Origin of the sequence: Hafnia alvei (genome assembly GCF_964063325.1) — a bacterium.
GTDB lineage: Bacteria > Pseudomonadota > Gammaproteobacteria > Enterobacterales > Enterobacteriaceae > Hafnia > Hafnia alvei_B.
Map to the genome: position 1 here is coordinate 2,382,069 of NZ_OZ061315.1, position 24,557 is coordinate 2,406,625.

Genomic DNA, 24,557 nt, shown 5'->3' on the forward strand with positions numbered 1-24,557 from the left:
ACCTAATCTCTTAGGCTATTTCAGACTATTTGTTGATATCAGGACGTTGTGTCCATCGCATAGAAGACACTTTATTCATAAAATCCCACCAGTGATAGCGCAATAATTCGAGCCCTTTGTTCAGTTTTATTGAATGTATTTATGCGAGGCTAACATTCACATAAATAGGGGACGTATGCGGTGACGAGAGAATGCTTGCCTCAGGCTGCTGACAAACGCAGGCCTGTGGTACAATTACAGACAGAATCCGTCATTAGAATGACGTTATTAAAAACAACAAATAACGATGGTTTTACATTTTCACCTGTTGTTCGCCATCCGTTTCAAGGAATATTGATTGTGACATCCCCGCTAAGCGCCATCGCCTCGCAGCTTGATGAACTGATGCTGCGCGATAAACAGCGTCTGATGCTCCGCATACAGGGCGCCAAAAAGGTCAAAAAAACCGAAAGCCAACAGGCGATTGCCGATACCTTGGCTATCGATCTTGCCAACGCCATGCAACGCGTTGAAGCGCGCCGTGCTGCCTGTCCTAAAATTACTTACCCAGAAAGTTTACCGGTTAGCCAGAAAAAAGATGACATTCTGGCGGCTATCCGCGACCACCAAGTGGTCATCGTGGCGGGTGAAACCGGTTCGGGGAAAACCACCCAGCTACCGAAAATTTGCTTGGAATTAGGGCGCGGAATTAAAGGGCTGATTGGCCATACCCAGCCGCGTCGTCTGGCTGCACGCTCGGTCGGCGATCGTATCGCCCATGAGCTGGATACCTCGCTCGGCGGTGCCGTTGGTTATAAAGTTCGTTTTAACGATCAGGTGAGTGATACCACGCTGGTTAAGCTGATGACAGACGGTATTTTGCTGGCTGAAATTCAGCAAGACCGCATGCTGATGCAATATGACACGCTGATTATCGATGAGGCGCATGAACGCAGCCTGAATATCGATTTCATTCTCGGCTATCTACGTCAGCTGTTGCCTAAACGTCCCGATCTGAAAGTGATCATTACATCGGCGACGATTGATCCCCAGCGTTTCTCTCGTCATTTTAACAACGCGCCGATTATTGAAGTTTCAGGCCGAACCTATCCGGTAGAGGTGCGTTATCGTCCGGTGGTTGATGATGCCGATGATGTCGACCGTGACCAGCTTCAGGCCATTTTTGATGCCGTGGATGAGCTGGGACGTGAGAGCCCCGGTGACATTCTGATCTTTATGAGCGGTGAACGTGAAATTCGCGATACGGCTGATGCACTGACCAAGCTAAATCTGCCGCATACCGAGATTTTGCCGTTATATGCGCGCTTGTCTGCCAGTGAACAAAACCGCGTCTTCCAAAGCCATCACGGGCGACGCATCGTGCTGGCTACCAACGTGGCGGAAACGTCGCTAACCGTTCCTGGGATAAAATATGTTATCGATCCGGGAACGGCGCGTATTAGCCGATACAGTTTTAGAACCAAGGTTCAGCGCTTGCCGATTGAACCTATTTCTCAAGCCTCGGCCAATCAGCGAAAAGGCCGCTGTGGACGTGTTTCTGAAGGTATCTGTATTCGGCTCTACAGCGAACAAGATTTCCTTTCACGGCCAGAATTTACCGATCCAGAAATTCTTCGCACCAACCTAGCTTCGGTTATTCTGCAAATGACGTCGCTGGGACTCGGCGATATCGCGGCCTTCCCGTTTGTGGAAGCGCCAGATAAACGCAATATTCTTGACGGCGTACGTCTGCTGGAAGAGCTTGGCGCGGTAACCACCTCAGAACAGGGGCACCAGCAGCTGACGCCAATGGGTCGCCAACTGGCTCAGTTGCCTATCGATCCCCGCTTAGCGCGTATGGTGCTGGAATCACAGAAGCATGGCGCGGTACGAGAAGTGATGATCATCACCGCTGGGCTGTCGATTCAAGATCCGCGTGAGCGCCCAAGTGAGAAGAAGCAGGCTTCTGATGAAAAACATCGTCGCTTTGCTGACAAAGAGAGTGATTTTATGTCGCTGGTGAATCTATGGGATCACCTGAAAGAGCAACAAAAAGAGCTCTCTGCGAACCAATTCCGTCGCCAGTGTAAAACCGACTACCTTAACTATCTGCGCGTGCGTGAATGGCAGGATATTTACACCCAACTCCGGCAAGTTGTTAAAGAGCTGCGTATACCGATTAACTCGGTACCGGGTGATTTTCGCGGCATTCATTGTTCGTTGCTCAGCGGTTTACTCTCGCACATCGGACAAAAAGATGCGGATAAACAGGAGTTCACCGGGGCGCGTAATGCCCGATTCGCGATTTTCCCTGGCTCGGCATTATTCAAGAAACCACCAAAATGGACCATGGTGGCAGAGCTGGTGGAAACCTCCCGTTTGTGGGGGCGTATCGCGGCACGTATCGATCCTGAATGGATCGAACCGTTAGCACAGCATCTGATCAAGAAAAGCTATAGCGAACCGCATTGGGAGAAAGCCCAAGGTGCGGTGATGGCAACGGAAAAAGTCACGCTATATGGCCTGCCAATTGTGGCGGCGCGTAAGGTGAACTATGGCAGTATCGACCCGCAGATCAGCCGTGAACTGTTCATTCGTCATGCGCTGGTGGAAGGTGATTGGCAAACGCGCCATGCCTTCTTCCTAGCGAATCAGCGCCTGCGCTCAGAGGTTGAAGAGCTTGAACACAAGTCACGTCGACGCGACATTTTAGTCGACGACGAGACATTGTTTAGTTTCTACGACCAACGCATTGGCCATGATGTGGTTTCTGCTCGTCATTTTGATAGCTGGTGGAAAAAAGCCAGCCGCGAAGAGCCTGAACTGCTTAATTTTGAAAAATCGATGCTGATTAAGGACGGTGCGCAAGGCGTCAGCGCGCTTGATTATCCTAATTTTTGGCATCAAGGTTCATTCAAACTGCGCCTTTCCTATCAGTTTGAGCCCGGCACTGACGCTGATGGGGTCACGGTACATATTCCGCTGGCGATCCTGAACCAAATTGAAGAGTCTGGTTTTGATTGGCAAATTCCGGGTATTCGCCGTGAGCTGATTATTGCGCTGATTAAATCATTGCCAAAACCGATCCGCCGTAATTTCGTGCCAGCGCCGAACTATGCAGAAGCCTTCTTGGGCAGGGCGACACCGCTTGAAATGCCGTTGCTAGAGTCGATGGAACGAGAACTGCGCCGCATGACCGGTGTGACAGTGTCACGTGAAGAGTGGCAGCTCGATCAGGTTCCCGATCATCTGCGTATGACGTTCCGCGTTATTGATGACAAAAAGAAAACGTTAGCGGAAGGTAAATCGCTGGAGGCGTTGAAAACCGAGCTTAAAGGGCAAGTACAGCAGACGCTGTCGGAGGTCGCGGACGATGGCCTCGAGCAACAAGGCTTGCACGTATGGAGTTTTGGTTCTCTTCCACAGAGCTATGAGCAAAAGCGTGGCGGTTACGCCATGAAGGCGTTCCCCGCGTTGGTGGATGAAAAAGACAGCGTCGCTATTCGTCTTTTTGAAACCGAGCAGGAGCAACAGCAGGCAATGTGGCAGGGTTCACGCCGCTTATTACTGCTGAATATTCCTTCTCCAATTAAGTATTTGCATGAAAAACTGCCGAATAAAGCCAAGCTAGGACTGTACTTTAACCCTTATGGCAAAGTTTTAGACTTGATTGATGACTGTATCGCCTGCGGAATTGACTCGTTGATTGCCAAACATGGCGGGCCTGCATGGAGTGAAGAAGGGTTTACCCAACTTCATGAGCAGGTACGTGCGGAACTCAACGATGAAGTGGTTTCTATTGCGCGGCAGGTCGAGCAAATCCTGACAACGGCGAACGGCATCAATAAACGCCTGAAGGGGCGAGTTGATATATCGCTGGCGTTGGCGCTGTCTGATATTAAAAATCAGGTGGGCAACCTCATCTATCGTGGCTTTGTCACTGCGACAGGGGCGGCGCGTTTACCTGATGTAGAGCGCTATCTGCATGCGATTGAACGACGCTTAGAGAAACTGGCCATTGACCCACATCGGGATCGTGCGCAAATGTTGAAAGTGGAGCAGGTGCAGCAGGCATGGAAGCAGATGCTCAACAAGCTACCGACGCAGCGAGCCAACGAGCCCGAAGTGAAAGAGATTCGCTGGATGATTGAAGAACTACGGGTGAGCTATTTTGCGCAGCAATTGGGTACACCGTACCCAATTTCAGAAAAGCGCATTATGCAGGCTATCGATCAGATTCTGGCTTAGCGTTTTGCTGCATCAGGCGTTTTAGGCCGTCACTGAAAGCGGTGACGGCCACTGCTCGATTGTCAGCCAAATCACGATTCTCAGCGGCAGGCGCCGAGCTTTGAATCGCTATCAGTCGCCAACCTGTATCCGTTGACATCAGCAGCGGAGAACCGCTGTCGCCAGGCAGCGTATCACACTGATGGCTCAGCACGCCTGTTTGCGCCCAGCCCGTCACCAAGCAGTTCTCATGGCTATATAAATCATCCAGATGATCCTGCGGATATCCGGCCTGCGTCACTAAGCGCTTGTTGGTTTTCAACGCCGCCGTGAGCTGTTTGCTGGTGCCTTGCCATAATGGTAACGGTTCAATCGCCGGTAACTGGTCGCTTTCGATTTCAACTAAACCATAATCTTGCTGAGCAGCAGAAGAGGGAACAATCCATCCTTCGCCGTCGGCTTTAAGCCGTTTACCTAATTTAGGATCAACCAGCGTGCGCAACTGGGTAATTTCGTAGCGCCATTTTTGATTGTGAGAAGAGAAACGCAGCGCAATCGCTGGATCAACTTTTCCTGGCGGCGCTAATAAGCAATGTCCCGCAGTCAAAACCAGACGTGACGTAATCAGCGTGGCGGTGCATAAATTCCCGCTCTCGGTTTCGATTTGCCCTATAGCATCCCAAGGGGAGTGGGTCACATTGGTAATTTTGACGCGGTTATCTTTGCCATAAAAGAGTTGAATTTGCTGCGCGGGTGTTAAAACCTCATCATCAGCGACAGCAGGCTGGGCGGTAATGGCACAATATAAAACCGGAACGCATAACGTAACAGTACGTAGTAATCGCATAGAGCGGAACCTAATTGCAGTCATCCATTTACCCAGTAGTTTAACCAAATGATTGATTACGGCGAGAAATATTTGCGAAGCAGATGTGAAATTCAGTTTTTTTCATGCACGGCCCGCTACAAATAGAAGTATGCAGTGATAATTCCGCACAGGATCAGCGATATTAGAAGAAGTTCAAAACCATAGCGTCGAAACATATGCCATCTCCGAACCCTTCACGGCCGCTGAAACCTATTATTGTAATGGCGCGTACGGCTGAATTATTCTCAAATTCAATAGATGATTTATCTTAGAGGATAGCGGCTATAAAGGCTGTGAGTGATTGGTTTCGGCATGTAACGCTTTGTACTCAGGATGAAAATATTTCAATAGCTCGCTATTGAATCGCTCTAGATGCCTAACTATAGTGAAAAAAACATCTTCTATACAAGTGAATAGCCGGAGAGTGCATGACCAATAAGCAAAGTCACCATAATGCCGTCGATCGTCAATTTGCCGAACAGGCGAACGCTTATCTCAGCAGTGCGGTACATGCTCAGGGCAACGATTTGAAACGTCTCGCTCATTTACTCGATGGTGACGAGTTTGCTAGCGTGCTCGATCTCGGTTGTGGGGCCGGCCATGCAAGTTTTGCGGTGGCGGCTCTGGTTAACGACGTTGTGGCTTACGATCTCTCCGAAAAAATGCTCGCGGTGGTAAAACAGGCGGCAAGTGATAAAGGGCTGACTAACCTGAGTACCGCGCAGGGCGTTGCTGAATCGCTGCCGTTCGAGAATGAATCCTTTGATGTGGTTATTAGCCGCTACTCGGCGCATCACTGGTATGACGTTAGTAAGGCACTGCGCGAGGTGAAGCGCGTACTAAAACCAGGGGGAAGGGCGATCTTTATGGATGTTGTTTCGCCTGGTCATCCTCTTTTAGATGTTCATCTGCAAACGGTAGAAATACTGCGCGATACGTCGCACGTGCGTGACTATACGCCGGGGGAGTGGTTAACATTTTTCACCGAAGCTGGGCTACAAATCCAAACCGTAACGTCTGACCGTTTGCACCTCGAGTTTGGCAGTTGGATTAGCCGCATGCGCACGCCTGAACCACTGGTTACGGCCATTCGGATGGTACAGGAAAGTGCATCAGAAGAGGTGAAACAACACTTTGAAGTACAGCCCGATGGCTCGTTTACCAGCGATATCATGATGTTCGAAGCGATTAAAGCATAAACCCCAGCCGGAGCAAGTCTCCGGTTTAATTGCACATCAATTTAGTTACAACATACATTGTATGCGTTATTTAAATACCATGAGACTTCAGTGCAGCTATTGAATAAAGCAGAATATGAAAACACGGGTCGCCTAGCAAAACGAATAGCCCCTCACAAACGAGGGGCGTGAGAGATTAGCCTAAATAGCGCTGCTCTAAATGACGGCGGAAGAAGCTAGGGTTGAGCGTTTCCCCGCTGGCATTTTGAATCAACGTATCGGTATCGAAGCGCGAGCCATGCTGCCAGATATTTTGGCGTAACCAACCAGAAAGCGCAGAAAGATCGCCGCGCAAGATCTGTTGGTCGAGGTCTGGTAGTGCATTTCGAGCAGAGGCGAACAGCTGTGCCGCATACATCGCACCTAAGGTGTAGGTTGGGAAATACCCAAAGGCGCCGTCGGTCCAATGAATATCCTGCATGCAGCCATCGCGGAAATTACCTTGGGTATTTAAGCCGAGGTAAGATTGCATTTTTTCATTCCACAGTTCTGGAATATGCTGCACCTCAATCTCGCCCTCAATCAGTGCACGCTCAATTTCATAACGTAAAATGACATGGGCGGGGTAGCTAACTTCATCGGCATCAATACGTATAAAACCGGCCTCAACACGCTGATTCATGCGCAGGAAATTACCTTGTTCAAAAGCGGGTTGATCGCCGAACGTTTTTTGCACATAAGGACGTAAAAACGCGAGGAAAGGCTCGCTACGCGCCAGCTGCATTTCAAAAAATAAGCTTTGTGACTCATGGATTGCCGTTGAGCGAGCTTCGCCAATCGGTTGACCGGCCCACTGTTTTGGCAAGTTTTGCTCATATCGGGCGTGGCCGGTTTCATGCACGATGCCCAGTAACGCGCTGAGAAAATCATCTTCTGTGTAACGCGTAGTTATACGAACATCCTCAGGCACGCCGCCACAGAATGGATGCGCGCTCACGTCTAATCGACCGTGATTAAAATCAAAACCGAGTACCTGCATGATTTCTAAGCCCAGAGCGCGCTGTTTATCAATAGCAAAGGGCCCCTGCGCGGCGCGTGTTGATTCTGTTTTCTGTTTTTCGACGATATTTTTTAATAAATCGGGCAGCCAGCTTTTTACGTCAGAAAAGATCGTATCCAGTCGAGCACTGGTCATGCCGGGTTCATACAGATCGAGCAAGGCATCGTAGCGGCTGACATTGGTTTTTTCAGCGCGTATTTGTGCCTCTTCTCGGCTTAATTCCACGACAGGGGCGAAGTTTTTTACGAATCCATCCCAGTCGTTATTAGGACGCTGAGTACGCCATGCGTGCTCACATTGCATACCGGCTAATGATTTCGCCGAGACAAATTTTTCCGGCAAGATGACAGCCTGCTGATAGCGACGTGCGATTTCTGCGAGATTCGCCTGCTGTTCTGCATTTAAGTCTTCACTTTTTGCCTGCTCGATCCAGTCAGCAACCTGAGGAGCGGTTAACGTTTGGTGCATCAAAACGCTTAATTCGGCTAACGCTTCAGCTCGTGCCTGACTTCCGCCGGCAGGCATTTGTGTTTGCATATCCCAACCGGTAATGGCCGAAAGATGTGAAAAGCGAGATAGGCGAGTAAATGTGTCGCGAAGATGCTGATAGGCGTTTGTCATCGTAGGCTCCAAATGCCATCTATACCCGTCAAACGCGGTTATAAAGGCAATAAAATTATAAATGGTTATCGCTGGATGTATTGATAACCGGCAAGGTATCAACCTGACGGCGTGGCCAAGTAAATAGCATGGAAGCACCACCCAGAGAGCTACCGTTTACTGAGATAGTGCCTTGGTAAGCTTGAGCAATGCTGTACACAATCGCGAGTCCAAGCCCACAGCCACCGGTTGCCCGATCGCGGCTTGGGTCTAAGCGAACAAATGGCTCAAAGACTCTTTCGCGTTCTTCTGGCGGAATCCCAGGACCATCATCGTCAACCTGCAAACAAGCGACATCACCATCCAGCCAGAGTCCAATGCGCAGTTTTTTCTGGCTGTAGCGTAGGGCATTATTGACTAAATTATCTAATACACGCTCCATTAGCCGCAGATCGACCGCGCCGAAGTCGCCGACGTGAGGAATATCGAGCGTAATTTCATGTTCCGGATGAATCATTTGAAAGTCTGTGATGCGTTCTGCTAACCACTGAGGCAGATCAATGGCTTCTAAATTGGTTTCGACCTGAGGACGGTCAAGTCGAGCATAGGTCAGCAGTTCGTCTATAAGCCCTTCGAGCTGCGCAATATCACGATTCAACGCGGTTTGTTCTGATTCAGACAGATTTTCACTCATCGCTAAGCGGTAGCGCAGACGAACCAACGGCGTACGCAGCTCATGGGCAATGCCATCTATCAGCTGCTTTTTGCTGATAATGAGCGTGTTGATATTGTCGGCCATTTGGTTGAAAGCCACTCCCAGCCGATGCAGGCTCGACGTAGGTTCAAAATGCGTTCGCTCTTCGAGATGGCCTTCACCTAAACGCTGAGCCGCATTCTCTAATTTCAGTAAATCCTGCCAATGTGGGCGCATCCAGAGAAAAACTGGCAGGGCTAAAGACAGTCCGATGAACAGCAGTAAAGCCAAATCCAGCAGGCGCATTTCATGCAGATAGAAAAGGTATGGAATCGGGCCGACGGCTAAAACGTAGTGGCTACGCGGGATACGTTGAATAAATGAATATTCGCTATCCAAAGCCACAATTTCGCCGTTTCTCAATTTTTTTTCTAAATCGGAAGGGAGCTGACGTTTACCCAATGGTTCAATATGGAATTTAAACGAGAGATTCCAATCGAGCTTGTTGATGGTTTTATTCCAATCACGCGGGGGTATTTCTCGTAATTCGCTGCGGATGAGATAGAGCGAGCTTTTCATCAGGTCATCCATTGATTGACGTCCGGCGCGCTCGGCGGTGACTTTGTAAACCAATCCAACCAACATGGCCATAACCAGAAAACAGACAAACAACAACAGGTAAAACTGAACAAAAAGCTTTCTCATTGAAAATTATTCCCACGCATTCGGCGCAAACAGATAGCCTTTATTGCGCACGGTTTTAATACGAAACGGGGCGATTGCGTTGTCATCCAGTTTACGACGCAGGCGAGAAATCGCCACGTCGATGCTGCGATCCATGCCGTCATAGCTCACACCACGCAGGGTGAGCAGCAGGGCGTCGCGATCCATAATGGTTCCTGCATGGGTGGCCAGTTCCCACAGCAGGTCGAAATCGGAGGTCGAAAGGTTAATGTTCTTATCTTTCAACGTGACCTGACGATTTACTGGGTCAATACGCAACTGCCCAAAATGAATACCGTTGCGAGTATTCACCGGTGCAGCTTCGCTTTCCACCGGCTGTGGCTGGTGCTGGCGTAAATGCAAACGTAATCGCGCCAGCAATACAGCCGGTGGCGTCGTTTTCAAAATATAGTCATTGGCCCCCATCTCGAGCGACAAGATGTGATTCATATCGCTATCGAGTGAGGTGAGAAGTACGATGGGGCCTTTGTACACAGGGCGCAAATCGCGGCACAGCGTCATACCATCTTTACCGGGTAACATGATATCCAGCAAAACCAAATCAGGATTAAGGCGAGTAATCGTTTCCATTGCCGTATCACCGCGTGGCTCGATGGTGACATCAAGGTCGTGCTTGCCAAGGTATGCCGCAATAAGTTGCCCAACCTCTTGATCATCTTCAACAAATACAATGTTGTTCATAACGATTTCTGTGCCTTCGCGTGATAAAACGATTTTATATGAGTCTTGCAAATTAACGCAGTGGACGCCCACCATCCACGCTAATAGTACGTCCAGTCACGAACCTGCTGTTCAACAGAAACTCAATGGTATTCACTATTTCATGCTCGCCCGGCGCTATTTTCATCAATGATTTGTCGAGCGCTTTTTGACGGTACTCATCATCATCCAATGAGTTGAACATGATTAGCGCAGGAGCAATCGAATTCACTTTCACTTCTGGCGCTAATTTAGCCGCAAAAGAGCGGGTCATATTGTCTAATGCCGCTTTACTCGCTGCATACGCGATATGCTTGGCACTGCCGCGTTCCACCACATAGTCTGTGATATGGATAATATCGGCGCCGGCTTCGCCTTGCCCAATCAGCAATGGCTCTAACAGCTGATTAAGAAGATAGGGGGTGTAGACATGAATTTGCAGCATGGCGGCTAACGTTTGCTCGGGCGCGGTCTCTGGTGACTCGGCTAGCCATGCACTGGCGTTATGAATAACCGCGCGCAGCGTCGGTGTGTGAGCTTTTACCTGTTCGGCAAAACGATAGATTTCGTCAGTTTGGGTGAAATCACCTTGAATGCACACCGCACCCGCGTTGCGCAATCCTTCTAGCGCTGGATATTCGCTGCGATAGGCCACAATCACAGACGTTCCCTGTGACAACAATGCATGCGCTAATGCCAGCCCGATTCTGCGGGCACCTCCAGTGATTAAGACGGGGGAGGAGTAGGCATTGGTCATGTATTCGGTCCCTATGTTTATTGGCTTGGGCATAATGCAAATGTTGCCACAGATTATGCCACTTGTTGCAGTTGTTAGCACATAGAGAAACGTATCTGGAAAACTCATGGCGCTGTTTTTAATCGTTAAAAATTCCACTATAAACCGCGCAAGACGCCGATAGCTTTTCGCGCTCTCCGCTGCTGGCTCCCGCGTTGTCCATCGCCGTTCGCTTTTCTATCTAATGCTCCTGTAAAAAAAGAAAATACTGCATATCAGGATTTCGAATTTATAGAACAAACTTATTATGTCTTGAATCTAGTGATATTCACTTTAAAAAAATACTCTGACGGGAAAGTATAGTGCTAATTAAATATAAGTTGGGTGAATTAAAATAAATGTTTTATTGGGTTGAATGGAATCACCGCGCGCAAAATTTATTTTATATAGCGAGTAGTTACTTAACGTTATAAAAATTGAAACTCAATGTGGGTAAGCTGAACTCGAGTCAAGCCAGACAGCGCCTGATGTCACGCAGAGAAAGGCTTTCGACGTTACCCATAACATCCGCAGTTTCACTGGCGCGCTCACTGGTACTATGAAGGTAATATATCAAGTGTTAATAATGTAAAATCAAATTAACAATTAAGTTAAATTTTTAATGAGAGGATAAAATAATGAAACGACGATGATGATATTTATATTTATTATATTAAGTTTCATTTTGCATATGGTTTTCTATTTCAGAAAATGCCATTATGGTTTGGTCGTTAACATATAAATATGACTGATTTCGTCTGCATTTTTAAAAATTAAATTATTCTTTGTGCGTATGTGTCGCTGTCTTATAGAGGGGAGGCTAAGGGAATGTCCGGTATTCATTCGACCGTCGGTGATAGAGAAACGCTCTGTTTTGATTATACTCGGTTTCTGTCAGCCTCCTGTGACAAACACTGGAGCTTTTTCGACGCAATCTACGGCGTGATGCCGTTATTTGGTATGGTAACGCGCTCCCAAAATCGCTGTTCAGAATTCAAATCGATCGAAAACCTTAATGTGCAGATCCGACAGCTCGCGATGCAGGTGCTTTCTACGCAGGTTAGCGATGAAACCAATATTGTTCGTCTCATTGAGCTGGTGAAAAGCCAAGGGCTGCAGGAACTCGATATCCAACTGCCTTATGCGCTTGAAGATGAACAGCTAAAAGTGATTAAAGCCGAGTGTCGTAATGCCGTTAGCATGACTCAAGATGACGAGCGCTTACACGTTGTTATTGCGGAAAATATTACGGCAAAATGAGCGAACAATAACGAGATTTCCCCAAATTAAAAAAGGTGGCCTGAGCCACCTTTTTGCGTTTTTGCGACAGACCGATTAGCCAAACATAAACCAAGCGGCCGGGAAGGTTGCAAGTAATAGCAGGAAGATACCCATGCGCTCCATTCCACACAGATCTTTCTTGCTCTCTAAACCACGGCGGGCAAACATAAAGACCAATAGACCGGGGGCATACAGCATCACAGACATCAGCAGGTGAGCAATGCCGGAAGCATAAATCAGCCATAGACCATAAGCACAGGCACCGTAGGCAGCAAACATAATTCGTTTATCTTGTTTCTGACGCCCGACTTTCAACAGGAATGCACCGACTAAGAAATAAGGCACCAAAATCATCTCTGAGGCGATAGTCAGCAAGTTATTATAGTTCGCGCCCGTCAACCAGATGATAATCAGCGTAACTTGAACAGCACCATTAGTCAGCCAAAGTGATGAGGCCGGCGCTTCCTTGCTATTTTGTTTACCGAAAATCTTAGGGAACGCCCCATGCTGAGAAGCCAAGAAAGGCACTTCCGCAGCCATAATCGTCCAACTCAAATAGGCACCGCACACCGATACAATCAGCCCCGCGGCAATAATAATTTCACCGACTGATCCCATCATGTTCACCATCAAACCGGCCATCGATGGATTGCGAATTTCGGCCAGTTCAGCGCGAGGCATTACACCCAGTGAAAGCAGGGTAATGAGCAGGTAAACCACCAACGCAGAAATCACGGCCAGCATGGTGGCTAAGCCAACATCTTTCTTATGCTTAGCGCGTGCAGAAACGACCACTGCGCCTTCAACCCCGATGAATACCCATAACGTGTAGAGCATCGTGTCTTTTACCTGTTCCCAAACAGGAACGCCCAACTTCATCCCGGTAAAATCAATCTTGAAGGTATCAAGCTTGAATGCCATCGCAGCTAAAACCACAAACAGGCCCAACGGCAACAGTTTAGCCAGCGTGGCGGCAAGGTTAATACCCGCTGCTGTTTTCACGCCGCGCAGGATAAGGAAGTGAACCACCCATAGCAAAATAGACTCGCCAACAATAGCCTGCCATGTATTACCGTCGCCAAAGACGGTATGACCCGCCGAATCAGTAAAGAAACTCAGGGCGGCAAATACAATCACCAGATACGATACGTTGGCAATAACCGCGCATAGCCAATATCCCCACGCCGAGCAAAAACCGATGAGCTCACCGAACCCTTCTTTGGCGTAGGTAAAAATACCGCCGTCTAAGTCTGGTCTAAGTCTGGTCAGTAGCAGCATGGCGAAGGCGAGGAACAAAATGCCAACGCCGGTAATCGTCCAACCGATCAGCAATGCTGCGGGACTGGCTACGGCAGCCATATTTTGCGGCAGACTAAAAACGCCAGCCCCCAGCATAGAGCTGAGTACCAGAGCCGTTAGGGCGGTAAGTCCGAGTTTTTTATCCAATGCGAAGTCCTGAAACCAGTGTAATTAACTGTTTGATAACATATGATTAGTTTAAATACGGTTATGCGTTCAAATACGCAAAACATTAAACCGTAAAAGTGGCGCAAATTGTACGAGTTGAGGGGGGGGGGTGCAATGGATGAATATGCGTTTTATGCAAAAAAGTATGCAATTGTTAGCTAATGTTTTTCGCAGATACGTTTCGTTGCGATCGCGTGAATAATTGCGCCAATAAGAAAGGGCAGCCAATGGCTGCCCTTTGAACGACATATGAAAGATTTATTATTTGAACAGATCAGCACTAATGGTGAGGTTACCGCCGCTTTTGTTCTGCCACTGACGCGTAATGTGGTAGTACTTCGCCCCTTTCTTCGCAGCGCGCTTAGCCACTTCAGAGGACACATCGGTCATGCTGTTGAAGTGACCAGTAAAGGTCACAGAATCAAATGGAACCATTTGAGCAGCGGTGGTGTTATTCACTTCCTGAATTTGCGTACCGTCTGGCAACGTCACGGTATAGCGCTTACCGGTAGAGGACTGCGTTTCGAAGAAACGACCTACGCCAGTGCTTGGCGTGCCTGATGAAGCCACACCTGGGATCTCTACGTTGGCAGCTGCAGCGCCACCGGCTGCCAATGCAGCTTTACCTGCTTCAGAATCGGCAGGGATGGCATCTGGGCTCTGTACCTGACGCTTCGGCGCATCGGCTTTATAAATGTAGGCCGTGATGTATTGGTTGCCGCCGCTGTTGGCGTCAATCTGACGAACGATAAAGTAAGAGTCGGCGCCTTTCTTGGCCGCTGCACGGCTAATGGCATCGGTCACATCTGGCTGGCTGCGGAAGAAACCGCTTACGGTCACGGTGTCATAAGGCTGCAGCAGGTAAGCTTCTGTCTTAGGCAGTTCTTTTACGCCGTTGAATACGCGGTAGCTCGTGGTTTCTTTTACGGTCTCAGCATCTTTCTTATACACATCTGCCGTTACGCGCCAGTTACCGCCGTTATTACTGTTATTGATATCTTGGATATAGAAATAATCAGCGCCCATGCTATCAGCACGACGAGAAACCGCGCTTGCCGCATCGTTGATCGCATTAAAGCGTCCGCTGATGGTTACTCGTTCAAATGGCTTCAGTTCGGAGGCTTTCTCTGGTGTGAGTTCCTGTGCAGCCTGAACAGACAGCGCAGTAAGAGACAATAACGCTGATGCAATAATGGTGGTTTTCAGCTTCATAAAAAATCCTTTACGCCTTTTTGCATTGACGAGTATTGCAGGCAGAACCGTTTCATCTTTTAACAGTTGTTTCTGCTGATGCTCAACTTATCGTAGTGATAATGTATGTAAAAAATAATGGGGCAGATTATTACATGTAATAAGTTGTCATGCCTCAGTAATTTATGCGTACTCAGTGATATGGTTACCAAATCGCATTTTTGCTTCATGTTGGATTACGCTGAATAAATCAGCACGGCGTCCAGAATAGCACTCAGTGTTAAGTTTGTGTTAACGAGAGATTCAAGTTCATGATTAAACGGCCCCATATTAATAGTTTGGCTAATATCTACCCACTCTTTTGACCGTGAAATCAAGATATTAAGGCTCGCTTTCACAATCTTTCTACTAATCCTGAACATAAAGCGATAAATTTTATTAAATATGGCCTGCAAACGCATGGGAATAGTGGATCATCGGTTCTATTTTCAGTAGGTTATAGGTAGCTATGTATACCTAAAGTAACGAGAGTTTCTACTCTGTGTAAAAAAGGTATAGCAAACACTGAGCTGTAAGGCTCTGTCGGTCATTGCTTACTCAGGATGACGCTAATCTTATTGACAGGTGAAAAGGGAAGATTATGCGTATTGGTATACCCAGAGAGCGGTTGGCCAATGAAGCCCGTGTAGCAGCCACGCCGAAAACGGTAGAGCAGCTACTAAAATTGGGTTTTACCGTGGCGATCGAAAACGGTGCTGGCAAATTAGCGAGCTTCGATGATGCGGCATTCCAGCAGGCTGGAGCCGAAATTGTTGGTTATGAAGATATTTGGCAATCTGACGTCATTTTAAAAGTGAATGCGCCAGAAGATGAAGAAATTGCCCTGATGAATCCGGGCAGTACTTTAATCAGCTTTATTTGGCCTGCACAAAATCAAGATCTGCTACAAAAACTGGCAGAGCGTCAGGTTACCGTCATGGCGATGGATTCCGTGCCGCGTATTTCTCGCGCCCAGTCCCTCGATGCCCTGAGCTCCATGGCAAACATCGCGGGTTACCGTGCCATTGTTGAAGCCGCACACGAATTCGGACGCTTCTTCACCGGACAGATCACCGCCGCAGGTAAAGTTCCTCCTGCCAAAGTGATGGTCATCGGCGCAGGCGTGGCCGGTTTGGCGGCGATCGGCGCCGCAGGAAGCTTAGGTGCCATCGTTCGCGCCTTCGACACCCGTCCTGAAGTGAAAGAGCAGGTACAAAGCATGGGCGCCGAATTCCTTGAATTAGATTTCGAGGAAGAAGCGGGCAGCGGCGATGGTTACGCGAAAGTGATGTCTCCAGCGTTTATCAAAGCCGAGATGGAACTGTTCGCCGCTCAGGCAAAAGACGTGGATATTATCGTCACCACGGCGCTTATTCCGGGCAAACCAGCTCCGCGTTTGATCACCAAAGAAATGGTTGAGTCGATGAAACCGGGCAGCGTGATTGTCGATTTAGCGGCGCAAACCGGCGGTAACTGCGAACTGACCGTCGCCGATACGGTAACCGAAACGCCAAACGGCGTGAAAATCATTGGCTACACCGATCTGCCAAGTCGTTTACCTACGCAGTCTTCTCAGCTTTATGCCACCAACCTGGTAAACCTATTAAAACTGCTGTGCAAAGAGAAAGACGGCACGCTTAACGTTGATTTTGACGATACCGTTATTCGCGGTGTTACCGTCGTCAAAACGGGTGAAGTGACATGGCCAGCACCGCCAATTCAGGTTTCTGCTCAGCCAAAAGCGAAAGCGGCTGAACCTGTGGCGGCCAAAGAGCCAGAGAAACCGGCCTCACCATTCAAAAAATATATCATTCTTGCCATCGTCATTATCTTGTTTGGGTGGCTGGCGAATGTCGCACCAAAAGAGTTTCTTTCGCACTTCACCGTTTTCGCGCTTTCATGCGTGGTCGGTTATTACGTTGTGTGGAATGTCAGTCACGCACTGCATACGCCATTGATGTCGGTCACCAACGCGATTTCAGGGATTATCGTGGTGGGGGCGGTGTTGCAAATTGGCCACGGCGGCTGGATCACATTCTTTGCCTTTATCGCCGTGCTGATTGCCAGCATTAACATTTTTGGTGGATTCACCGTGACTCAGCGCATGCTGAAAATGTTCCGCAAGAACTAAGGGGTAACACATGTCTGGAGGATTAGTTACTGCAGCATACATTGTTGCCGCAATCCTGTTTATTTTTAGTCTGGCGGGTCTGTCTAAACACGAAACGTCCAAGCAGGGCAACATCTTCGGCGTGGTCGGGATGGCCATTGCGTTGATCGCAACTATCTTTGGCCCCGACTCCAGCAACGTTGGCTGGATCATCGTTGCCATGGTGATCGGTGGTGCCATTGGTATCTATCTGGCGAAGAAAGTCGAAATGACCGAAATGCCAGAGCTGGTTGCCGTATTGCACAGCTTCGTTGGTTTGGCGGCCGTACTGGTTGGCTTCAACAGCTTTATCGAACACCAGCCGGGTTCGATGGAACACGTGATGGAAAATATCCATCTGACCGAAGTGTTCCTTGGTATCTTCATCGGTGCGGTCACCTTCACCGGTTCCATCGTCGCATTTGGTAAACTGCGTGGCACCATTTCATCGAAGCCACTAATGTTGCCAAGCCGTCACAAGCTGAACTTGGCTGCGCTGGTTGTCTCTTTCCTGCTGATGGTATGGTTCGTTAATACCGGTAGCACCAGCGTTCAGGTCATGTGCGTGCTGCTGATGACCATCATTGCGCTGGCGTTTGGTTGGCATTTGGTGGCCTCAATTGGCGGTGCAGACATGCCGGTTGTGGTTTCTATGCTGAACTCCTATTCCGGTTGGGCCGCAGCGGCTGCGGGCTTCATGCTCAGCAACGATTTGCTGATCGTGACCGGTGCGTTAGTGGGTTCTTCCGGTGCTATTCTGTCTTACATTATGTGTAAGGCGATGAACCGCTCGTTCTTCAGCGTTATAGCCGGTGGTTTTGGTACCGATGGCTCTTCAACGGGTGAAGATCAGGAAATGGGCGAGTACCGTGAAACCACGGCTGAAGAAGTGGCTGAGCAGTTGAAAGGTTCTTCTTCTGTCATTATCACCCCAGGCTACGGCATGGCCGTGGCTCAGGCGCAGTATCCGGTGGCAGAAATCACCGCGAAGCTGCGCGCCATGGGCGTGAAAGTTCGCTTTGGTATTCATCCGGTTGCCGGTCGTTTGCCTGGACACATGAACGTATTGCTGGCAGAAGCAAAAGTCCCGTATGACATCGTGCTAGAAATGGACGAAATCAACGATGACTTTGCAGATACCGATACCGTTCTGGTTATTGGCGCGAACGACACCGTAAACCCAGCGGCAATGGAAGATCCACGCAGCCCAATCGCCGGTATGCCGGTGTTGGAAGTGTGGAAAGCGCAGAATGTTATCGTGTTCAAACGCTCAATGAACACCGGCTATGCTGGCGTTCAGAACCCATTGTTCTTCAAAGACAATACCCAAATGCTGTTTGGTGATGCGAAAGCCAGCGTAGAAGCCATTTTACGCGCGCTGTAAACACCCTCTGGTGATAAACAAAAGGGCCGCAGTTCAAATTGCGGCCCTTTTTACATCTATTTATATATCGTCTAGCTACTCATCATCATGTTCATCGTCGTCATCTAACTCCACCGGCGACTGGAAGCCATCAGGCTTAATGGCTAGCAGGTCACATTTCAGATGATCGATCACATGTTCTGCTGTATTACCGATGAATGCCGCGGAGATACCGGTTCGCCCCAGCGTACCAAGCACCACAACACCGGCGTTCAGATGTTCGGCAACGTCAGGAATCACTTCTTCAGGCAAGCCTTTTTCGACATGCGTACATTCTTCTTTCATGCCAAACTTCTGCCTTAACTCCTTCATCGCCAGCAGATGCTGTCCGCGAATCGCATCGTTATAGATACTTGGATCAAAGTCAGGCAGTTCGATGGCGATATTAATTGGCGTAACCGGATAGGCTCCAACCAGGTGCAGAGAGGTATGGTCCACATGTTCCGCCAGTTCGATCGACTCCTTCACTAATTTGATGTTTAGCGGGTCGTGGTAGGGCTCTTCGCTCGATAGATTCACCGCCACCAGCGCCGTACCGTGCTGTGGCCATGGCTGATCTTTGACCATCCATACAGGGCAAGGGCATTTACGCAATAAATGCCAATCGGTCGGGGTGAAAATAACGGATTCCAAGCGATCGTGCTGATGCGCCATCTTGAGCAGCAAATCGTATTTACCGCTGATGACTTCTTGAATAATCGCTTCAAAAGGGCGGTTATGCCAAACCACCTTGATATCAATCGGCACGCCGGCTTCTAAATAGTAGCGGCACTGCTCTTTGATCCACGCCGAACGCTGACTGATTACGCCCTGACGCATAGAGGTGCGCTCATTTGGCGACAACAGCGTTGTCATTTCGTAGGAGAAATCATAGATAGACAGGAACGCGGTAATGCGTCCACCGTTTCGTTGGACCAGATAAACAGCACGACGTAACGCCGGTTGATCATCCTGATTGGGGTCAATAGCCACCAGAAGATTCTGATACTTCGCCATACCGCCTCCTCGCTAACCCAAAAAATGTGCGCAGGGCACTGTTTTATCGTCCAAGGGACAAAACCATACAATAGGCCTTACTTGTTAAGAGTAAACCATGATGGACAAACAAAGTAGGGGAAGGAAGAGAACCGGATCAACTAATCAGAAAAAATGCTTTTAGAATAATGATCCGGCTTGACGTTCTGAGGATTACTCGGTGGTTGAGCGAGGATTACCTGCCAACAGCGAAAGGGCGTCTACGTCTTGAATGGTGATGTATTTGCCTTTAACGCTTAAAATTTCACTTTTCTGGAAACGGCCTAGCAGACGGCTGATGGTTTCAACGGTCAGACCCAGATAGTTACCAATGTCGCCACGCGTCATGGTCAAACGGAACTCACGTGGAGAAAAACCACGCTGGGCAAAGCGGCGAGAGAGGTTATAGATGAAAGCAGCCAAACGTTCTTCGGCATTTTTCTTCGACAGCAACAGGATCATGTCCTGATCGCCTTTAATTTCGCCGCTCATTAAACGCATCATCTGCTGACGCAGGCTTGGCATTTTACCGGAGAGATCGTCCAGCGTTTCGAATGGGATCTCACACACCATAGAGGTTTCAAGTGCCTGAGCAAAACTAGGGTGTTGTTGGGTACCGATAGCATCAAAACCAACCAGATCGCCCGCAAGATGGAATGCAGTAATCTGTTCATCACCTTGTTCGGTAATGGTGTAGCTCTTGATGGTTCCGGAGCGAATAGCATACAGCGATTTCAGCTCGTCACCGGCTTTAAACAACGCCTGGCCTTTCTGAATCGGCTTTTTACGCTCAATGATGTTGTCGAGCTGATCCAGCTCGTGCTCATTAAGCGTAAAAGGAATGCACAGCTGACTAATGCTGCAATCCTGACAATGGATCGCACAACCGCCAGACTGGATACGACGAATGACGCGCTTTTCCGGAATCATAGGTAATGCCCAAGCAATATTGATATTGGTCAATTTTAACATCTTTTAGGGTAGAGAATAAACCCTGTTGTTGATCCAAACGATAATTCGACGATTAAGTTGGCCTAAATTTTAGAAATGTGACCGGAATTAAGTTCTTTTTATGTGACGGTGTCACTCAATAAGAATAGTTTTGTTGTCATTGTGTGGGTTTATTGTTCTTGATGTTAAATTTTAGCAAAGGAAATAACTGTTTAGTTTTCTGCATGAAGCCAAGGTTTCACCGATGAAAGTCAATGGTGGTGCGGTTTTGCGCTTAACATGAAAAACCGAAAGGTTAATAATTTGTCTCCATGCGTGGAATGTCGGCAGCCAAGCCTAAATGAAGTTTAAATAATTTCACTTAATGAGCATTTTTTTCGTTTTTTGCGAAGTCGCGACAAAAACGAACAAAAGAGAAACGGGAAACATGACTGTTTGGTTCACGTTTAGCTTACTTAGCTCAATCAGCTATATCAGGCCATTTTTGATTATTTGGCCTGTTCAGCAAAACGCTTTAAAACTGGCGGATGTTTTCTCGTTTAAAGACCAATCATGAACTTCCAACAACTGAAGATCATCCGCGAGTCGGCGCGTTGCAACTTCAATCTCACCGAAGTCGCTAGCATGCTCTATACCTCCCAATCGGGAGTAAGTCGCCATATTCGTGAGTTAGAAGATGAACTGGGGCTGGAGATTTTCGTGCGCCACGGCAAGCGTATTCTAGGGCTTACAGAACCAGGGAAGGCGCTACTGACGGTGGTTGAACGAACGTTGGATGAAGCCAGCAATATTCGGCGCATTGCAGAGGATTTCACCCAGCAATCGTCTGGCGTTCTCGTCATCGCCACCACGCACACCCAAGCGCGTTACAGTCTACCGCCGGTATTAAAAAGTTTTCGCCAGCGGTTCCCGCAGGTACGCTTAGTGCTCAATCAAGGCTCGCCGCAGGAAATTCGCACCATGCTACATAACGGCGATGCGGATATTGGCATTGCCAGCGAGTGTTTAACGCAGTCGCCTGCCATTGCCGCTTTTCCATGGTTTAACTGGCAACACGCACTGTTAGTTCCGCGAACGCATCCGTTGGTTGACTTGCCGATTACGCTGGAAAATGTAAGCCAATTTCCCTTAATTACCTATCGACAAGGTATTACCGGGCGCTCACGTATCGATCAGGCGTTTAGCTCTGCGGGGTTAACGCCCGATATCGTACTGAGCGCACAGGATTCAGACGTGGTGAAAACCTACGTCGAGCTGGGTTTTGGCGTTGGCATTCTTGCTGAACAGGCGTGCCAGCAGAACGAAAATCATCCGTTGACAACGCTTGATGCCAGCGCTCTTTTTGCACCTAATACGGCGTGGATTGGGGTAAGGAAAGGGCAGATACAGCGTGATTATGTTTGGCAGCTCATCGAGCTGTGCAATCCGTCGTTGACCCCTGCGCAAATAAAAACGCAGGTGATGCAGTTTGATGATCCTACGGTTATTGATTATCAAATTTAAAATAGGTCATTAAGCAGCGCGATGATAACTCGTATAAAAAAGTTATTACCGCGCTTTTCTTATTTCAAACCATCTAACGATGGTTTAACCGCTTCGACAGTTTGTCACCGCTAAACTGCAATACGGTGACCAATGCAACTAGCGCCACAATCACCGTGAACATCACCTGCGTATCAAAGCGCTGATAACCGTAACGATAGGCTAAATCACCCAGCCCACCGGCGCCGATGGCACCGGCCATGGCGGAAGCGTTGATCATGGTCACCAAAGTGATGGTGAAACCACTGACAATGCCCGGCAATGCCTCAGGCAGCAAGACGTGCCAAATGATGTGCAGTCGTTTGCAACCCATCGCCTGTGCAGCCTCCACTAAACCATGATCAACTTCCCGCAGGCTCACTTCTGCGATACGCGCAAAGAAGGGCGTTGCGGCCACGGTCAATGGCACCACGGCGGCCCACACGCCGTAGGTTGTTCCCACAATCAAACGAGTGAACGGGATTAGCGCCACCATCAGAATTAAGAAAGGCACGGAGCGAAATAGATTCACAAACCAGCCTAACACCTGTTGTATACGCGGTGCTTCATAGAGTCCGTTACGGCTGCACACCACCAAAATAACAGCAAGAGGAAGGCCAATCAGCAGCGCCAACAGTGATGAAACGCCCACCATCAATAGCGTATCGATAAATCCTTGCCATAAACGATCAAGCTGAATAGACATAGCCTAATGCCTCCACGCGGGTAGCCACTTTTTGCGCTTTGTTAATCAATGCCGTAGCCCCAAATTGCGGGATAGCAGTCAGCAAAACGCTGCCGACGGTACGCTGTTGGATAACATCCAGAGAGCTGCTGATAATCTGCACATCATGGCCTAAGGCCTTCACCAACGCGCTTAGGTTTGGGCGACTGGCTTCAAATCCGCTGTAGCTGAGCCGCAATAACAGCGCGTCACGTGCGGATTTAGGGTGCGGATGCAATTGAGCTTGGAGATCCTCCGGCAGATTCTGTCTCCTCGGCGTAAGCAAAGTTTGCGTGACTTCATGCTGCGGCTCACCAAAAACCTGCCAAACATCGCCAGACTCAATCATTTCACCGTGTCACCGTGTTCGAGCACAACCACGCGGTCGCAGATTTCACGGATCACTTCCATCTCGTGGGTAATCAGTACAATCGTGAGTTTTAACGTTTGGTTGATGCTTTTAAGCAAGGCCAGAATGGAATGGGTCGTTTCAGGATCGAGCGCCGAAGTGGCTTCATCGCACAGCAAAATTTCGGGGTCATGCACTAAGGCTCGGGCGATACCCACGCGCTGCTTTTGGCCTCCAGAAAGCTGCGCGGGGTAAGCATTATGCCGCGCTTCCAAACCGACCAACTTCAGCAGGCTATCGACCTTTAATTTTCTTGCCGCTACGCTCACGCCCGCGACCTTGAGCGGCAGCTCGATATTTTCACGTACGGTCTTAGCTGAAAGTAAATTGAAGTGCTGGAAAATCATGCCGGTACGGCGTCGAAAGGCAACCAGCTGATCTTCATTTAATGCGCCAATATTGACACCGTTCACCGCTACGGTTCCCGATGACGGATTTTCTAAGCGATTCAGCGTGCGAATCAGGGACGATTTTCCTGCTCCGCTGCGGCCGATAATGCCGAATATTTCACCGCGCTGGATAGTCAGGTTAATGTCTTTAAGCGCATTCACGCCGTTGGCATAGGTTTTATTCAGATCCGCTAAAACAATATGATTGTAGGGAACCTCAGGCGTGTTTTCGGTCTCACGAATTTCCTGCTGTTCGAGCACAGCAGGCTCACGCAGACTTTCTGCCAGCATCGCGGTGTTGAACATCGAGAGTTGAAGCGCCGATAGGCGAAGCATCGAAAGATTCATCATCGTTATGCGCTCCAGCCTGGCTGATACAGCTTGCCGTAAAATGCGTCCAGCTTGGCGCGCACAACCGGAGAATGCTGATAGATATCAACGAACTTGCGCAGTCTCGGGTCGGCCTGATGCCCATCGCGGATCACGAATTGAATGATGTACTGTGGATGGTCAATGCCGTCAAACAGCAGGGCGCTTTCCGGAGCCACGGTATTGGCCTGACGCAAATAGCTAGGATAGCCCTGAGCTAAGTCCACGTCGTCGAATGAACGAGACAGCTGCACGGCTTCGATTTCTATAATCTGAATTTTCTTGGGATTACTGATGATGTCATCTTGAGTCGCTTTATAATCCACGCCGGGTTTCAGCGTAATCAATCCCGCTTTCTGTAACAGCAATAACCCGCGTCCGGCGTTTATTGGATCGTTAGCGATAGCGACTTTAGCACCCACCGGAAGATCGGAAATCTTGCTGTATTTTTTTGAATACAGGCCAACGTTATTAATAATCGCGGGCGCGTACGGCACGAGATGCAAACCCCCTTGCTGATTAGCATTTTCCAAGAAAGGCTTGTGCTGGAAGAGATTAACGTCGATATCACCATTTTCTAAGCTGACGTTAGGCGCGATCCAATCACTGAACTCGATCAGCTCAACGTTTAAGCCCTGTTTTTTGGCTTCGGCAACGGCCACTTCAAGCGGCGGTGCGAATGCAGCCGTGGTGCCTAGTTTTAACGGCCCTTCGAACTGCGCGGCGGCAAATACGCTCTGAACACTCAACAACAGCGTAACGGCAAATGTCCCGAGTTTTACGTGCGCTAACTTCATGATCCCACC

General features: G+C 48.8%; 19 protein-coding genes. 6 read left to right on the plus strand and 13 right to left on the minus strand.

Going from position 1 to position 24,557, the window contains the following annotated elements; genetic code table 11:
- The first annotated feature begins 339 nt into the window (after nucleotides 1–339).
- Nucleotides 340–4,227, plus strand: a complete 3,888-nt coding sequence (hrpA, locus tag AB3Y96_RS11445) for an ATP-dependent RNA helicase HrpA (RefSeq protein WP_367299240.1) — start codon at nucleotides 340–342, stop codon at nucleotides 4,225–4,227.
- Here the strand turns inward: hrpA and AB3Y96_RS11450 are convergent.
- Nucleotides 4,205–5,077 carry a serine protease gene (locus tag AB3Y96_RS11450; RefSeq protein WP_072310381.1) on the minus strand — a complete coding sequence of 291 codons (873 nt, stop codon included), beginning with the start codon at nucleotides 5,075–5,077 and terminating at the stop codon, nucleotides 4,205–4,207. The genes hrpA and AB3Y96_RS11450 overlap by 23 nt on opposite strands.
- A gap of 425 nt (nucleotides 5,078–5,502) precedes the next feature.
- Between AB3Y96_RS11450 and AB3Y96_RS11455 the strand changes: the two genes are divergently transcribed.
- The gene (locus AB3Y96_RS11455; RefSeq protein ID WP_072310382.1) at nucleotides 5,503–6,273 is read left to right on the plus strand and encodes a class I SAM-dependent methyltransferase; all 771 of its coding nucleotides are present in this window, start codon (nucleotides 5,503–5,505) and stop codon (nucleotides 6,271–6,273) included.
- A 175-nt stretch (nucleotides 6,274–6,448) separates the two neighbouring features.
- On the opposite strand, the gene AB3Y96_RS11460 is transcribed toward AB3Y96_RS11455, so the two are convergent.
- From AB3Y96_RS11460 to folM, 4 genes are read right to left on the minus strand one after another with little or no spacing between them, the layout of a single operon-like run.
- The gene (locus AB3Y96_RS11460) at nucleotides 6,449–7,933 is read right to left on the minus strand and encodes a carboxypeptidase M32 (protein ID WP_367299241.1); all 1,485 of its coding nucleotides are present in this window, start codon (nucleotides 7,931–7,933) and stop codon (nucleotides 6,449–6,451) included.
- A 55-nt stretch (nucleotides 7,934–7,988) separates the two neighbouring features.
- Complete coding sequence (rstB, locus tag AB3Y96_RS11465) at nucleotides 7,989–9,311, minus strand: two-component system sensor histidine kinase RstB (protein WP_072310384.1); 1,323 nt, start codon at nucleotides 9,309–9,311, stop codon at nucleotides 7,989–7,991.
- A gap of 6 nt (nucleotides 9,312–9,317) precedes the next feature.
- Nucleotides 9,318–10,031, minus strand: a complete 714-nt coding sequence (gene rstA, locus AB3Y96_RS11470) for a two-component system response regulator RstA (protein WP_367299242.1) — start codon at nucleotides 10,029–10,031, stop codon at nucleotides 9,318–9,320.
- 52 nt (nucleotides 10,032–10,083) lie between these two features.
- Entirely contained in the window at nucleotides 10,084–10,806 is a 723-nt protein-coding gene (folM, locus tag AB3Y96_RS11475) for a dihydromonapterin reductase (protein ID WP_072310385.1), read from the minus strand.
- A gap of 846 nt (nucleotides 10,807–11,652) precedes the next feature.
- Here folM and AB3Y96_RS11480 point away from each other — a divergent pair.
- On the plus strand, nucleotides 11,653–12,084 hold the full coding sequence (locus AB3Y96_RS11480) for a hypothetical protein (protein WP_072310386.1): 432 nt from the start codon (nucleotides 11,653–11,655) through the stop codon (nucleotides 12,082–12,084).
- Between the two features lie 75 nt (nucleotides 12,085–12,159).
- On the opposite strand, the gene AB3Y96_RS11485 is transcribed toward AB3Y96_RS11480, so the two are convergent.
- Nucleotides 12,160–13,551, minus strand: coding sequence for an amino acid permease (locus AB3Y96_RS11485; RefSeq protein ID WP_072310387.1), 1,392 nt, complete (start codon nucleotides 13,549–13,551; stop codon nucleotides 12,160–12,162).
- A gap of 282 nt (nucleotides 13,552–13,833) precedes the next feature.
- Complete coding sequence (gene ydgH / locus AB3Y96_RS11490) at nucleotides 13,834–14,784, minus strand: DUF1471 family protein YdgH (protein ID WP_072310388.1); 951 nt, start codon at nucleotides 14,782–14,784, stop codon at nucleotides 13,834–13,836.
- 619 nt (nucleotides 14,785–15,403) lie between these two features.
- Between ydgH and pntA the strand changes: the two genes are divergently transcribed.
- Together pntA and pntB are read left to right on the plus strand one after the other, a co-directional pair.
- Nucleotides 15,404–16,933: a Re/Si-specific NAD(P)(+) transhydrogenase subunit alpha gene (gene pntA / locus AB3Y96_RS11495; RefSeq protein WP_367299243.1), complete on the plus strand. Its 1,530-nt coding sequence runs from the start codon at nucleotides 15,404–15,406 to the stop codon at nucleotides 16,931–16,933.
- A gap of 10 nt (nucleotides 16,934–16,943) precedes the next feature.
- Nucleotides 16,944–18,335, plus strand: a complete 1,392-nt coding sequence (gene pntB, locus AB3Y96_RS11500; protein WP_025801339.1) for a Re/Si-specific NAD(P)(+) transhydrogenase subunit beta — start codon at nucleotides 16,944–16,946, stop codon at nucleotides 18,333–18,335.
- Between the two features lie 75 nt (nucleotides 18,336–18,410).
- Here the strand turns inward: pntB and uspE are convergent, their stop codons facing one another.
- On the minus strand, nucleotides 18,411–19,370 hold the full coding sequence (gene uspE, locus AB3Y96_RS11505; protein ID WP_367299244.1) for a universal stress protein UspE: 960 nt from the start codon (nucleotides 19,368–19,370) through the stop codon (nucleotides 18,411–18,413).
- A 192-nt stretch (nucleotides 19,371–19,562) separates the two neighbouring features.
- On the minus strand, nucleotides 19,563–20,318 hold the full coding sequence (locus AB3Y96_RS11510) for an FNR family transcription factor (RefSeq protein ID WP_040045164.1): 756 nt from the start codon (nucleotides 20,316–20,318) through the stop codon (nucleotides 19,563–19,565).
- Nucleotides 20,319–20,891: 573 nt separating this feature from the next.
- Between AB3Y96_RS11510 and cbl the strand changes: the two genes are divergently transcribed.
- Nucleotides 20,892–21,842, plus strand: coding sequence for an HTH-type transcriptional regulator Cbl (gene cbl, locus AB3Y96_RS11515; RefSeq protein ID WP_367299245.1), 951 nt, complete (start codon nucleotides 20,892–20,894; stop codon nucleotides 21,840–21,842).
- 73 nt (nucleotides 21,843–21,915) lie between these two features.
- On the opposite strand, the gene AB3Y96_RS11520 is transcribed toward cbl, so the two are convergent.
- Genes AB3Y96_RS11520 through AB3Y96_RS11535 form a run of 4 tightly spaced genes read right to left on the minus strand, consistent with a single transcriptional unit; the run spans nucleotide 21,916 to nucleotide 24,548 of the window.
- The gene (locus AB3Y96_RS11520) at nucleotides 21,916–22,566 is read right to left on the minus strand and encodes a methionine ABC transporter permease (protein ID WP_040044957.1); all 651 of its coding nucleotides are present in this window, start codon (nucleotides 22,564–22,566) and stop codon (nucleotides 21,916–21,918) included.
- Nucleotides 22,550–22,933, minus strand: coding sequence for an NIL domain-containing protein (locus AB3Y96_RS11525; RefSeq protein ID WP_367299246.1), 384 nt, complete (start codon nucleotides 22,931–22,933; stop codon nucleotides 22,550–22,552). The genes AB3Y96_RS11520 and AB3Y96_RS11525 overlap by 17 nt, the downstream gene beginning before the upstream one ends.
- Nucleotides 22,930–23,733 carry a methionine ABC transporter ATP-binding protein gene (locus tag AB3Y96_RS11530; RefSeq protein ID WP_367299247.1) on the minus strand — a complete coding sequence of 268 codons (804 nt, stop codon included), beginning with the start codon at nucleotides 23,731–23,733 and terminating at the stop codon, nucleotides 22,930–22,932. Before AB3Y96_RS11530 ends, AB3Y96_RS11525 begins: the two co-directional genes overlap by 4 nt.
- A gap of 2 nt (nucleotides 23,734–23,735) precedes the next feature.
- Entirely contained in the window at nucleotides 23,736–24,548 is an 813-nt protein-coding gene (locus AB3Y96_RS11535) for a MetQ/NlpA family ABC transporter substrate-binding protein (protein ID WP_072310394.1), read from the minus strand.
- Nucleotides 24,549–24,557 lie beyond the last annotated feature (9 nt).

Coding starts and splice junctions, on each gene's coding strand:
- AB3Y96_RS11510 (WP_040045164.1), bottom strand. CDS start 20,318: ATGATTCCGGAAAAGCGCGTCATTCGTCGTATCCAGTCTGGCGGTTGT.
- AB3Y96_RS11455 (WP_072310382.1), top strand. CDS start 5,503: ATGACCAATAAGCAAAGTCACCATAATGCCGTCGATCGTCAATTTGCC.
- AB3Y96_RS11535 (WP_072310394.1), bottom strand. CDS start 24,548: ATGAAGTTAGCGCACGTAAAACTCGGGACATTTGCCGTTACGCTGTTG.
- rstB (WP_072310384.1), bottom strand. CDS start 9,311: ATGAGAAAGCTTTTTGTTCAGTTTTACCTGTTGTTGTTTGTCTGTTTT.
- AB3Y96_RS11530 (WP_367299247.1), bottom strand. CDS start 23,733: ATGATGAATCTTTCGATGCTTCGCCTATCGGCGCTTCAACTCTCGATG.
- pntB (WP_025801339.1), top strand. CDS start 16,944: ATGTCTGGAGGATTAGTTACTGCAGCATACATTGTTGCCGCAATCCTG.
- uspE (WP_367299244.1), bottom strand. CDS start 19,370: ATGGCGAAGTATCAGAATCTTCTGGTGGCTATTGACCCCAATCAGGAT.
- pntA (WP_367299243.1), top strand. CDS start 15,404: ATGCGTATTGGTATACCCAGAGAGCGGTTGGCCAATGAAGCCCGTGTA.
- rstA (WP_367299242.1), bottom strand. CDS start 10,031: ATGAACAACATTGTATTTGTTGAAGATGATCAAGAGGTTGGGCAACTT.
- ydgH (WP_072310388.1), bottom strand. CDS start 14,784: ATGAAGCTGAAAACCACCATTATTGCATCAGCGTTATTGTCTCTTACT.
- AB3Y96_RS11520 (WP_040044957.1), bottom strand. CDS start 22,566: ATGTCTATTCAGCTTGATCGTTTATGGCAAGGATTTATCGATACGCTA.
- AB3Y96_RS11525 (WP_367299246.1), bottom strand. CDS start 22,933: ATGATTGAGTCTGGCGATGTTTGGCAGGTTTTTGGTGAGCCGCAGCAT.
- AB3Y96_RS11460 (WP_367299241.1), bottom strand. CDS start 7,933: ATGACAAACGCCTATCAGCATCTTCGCGACACATTTACTCGCCTATCT.
- AB3Y96_RS11480 (WP_072310386.1), top strand. CDS start 11,653: ATGTCCGGTATTCATTCGACCGTCGGTGATAGAGAAACGCTCTGTTTT.
- cbl (WP_367299245.1), top strand. CDS start 20,892: ATGAACTTCCAACAACTGAAGATCATCCGCGAGTCGGCGCGTTGCAAC.
- folM (WP_072310385.1), bottom strand. CDS start 10,806: ATGACCAATGCCTACTCCTCCCCCGTCTTAATCACTGGAGGTGCCCGC.
- AB3Y96_RS11450 (WP_072310381.1), bottom strand. CDS start 5,077: ATGACTGCAATTAGGTTCCGCTCTATGCGATTACTACGTACTGTTACG.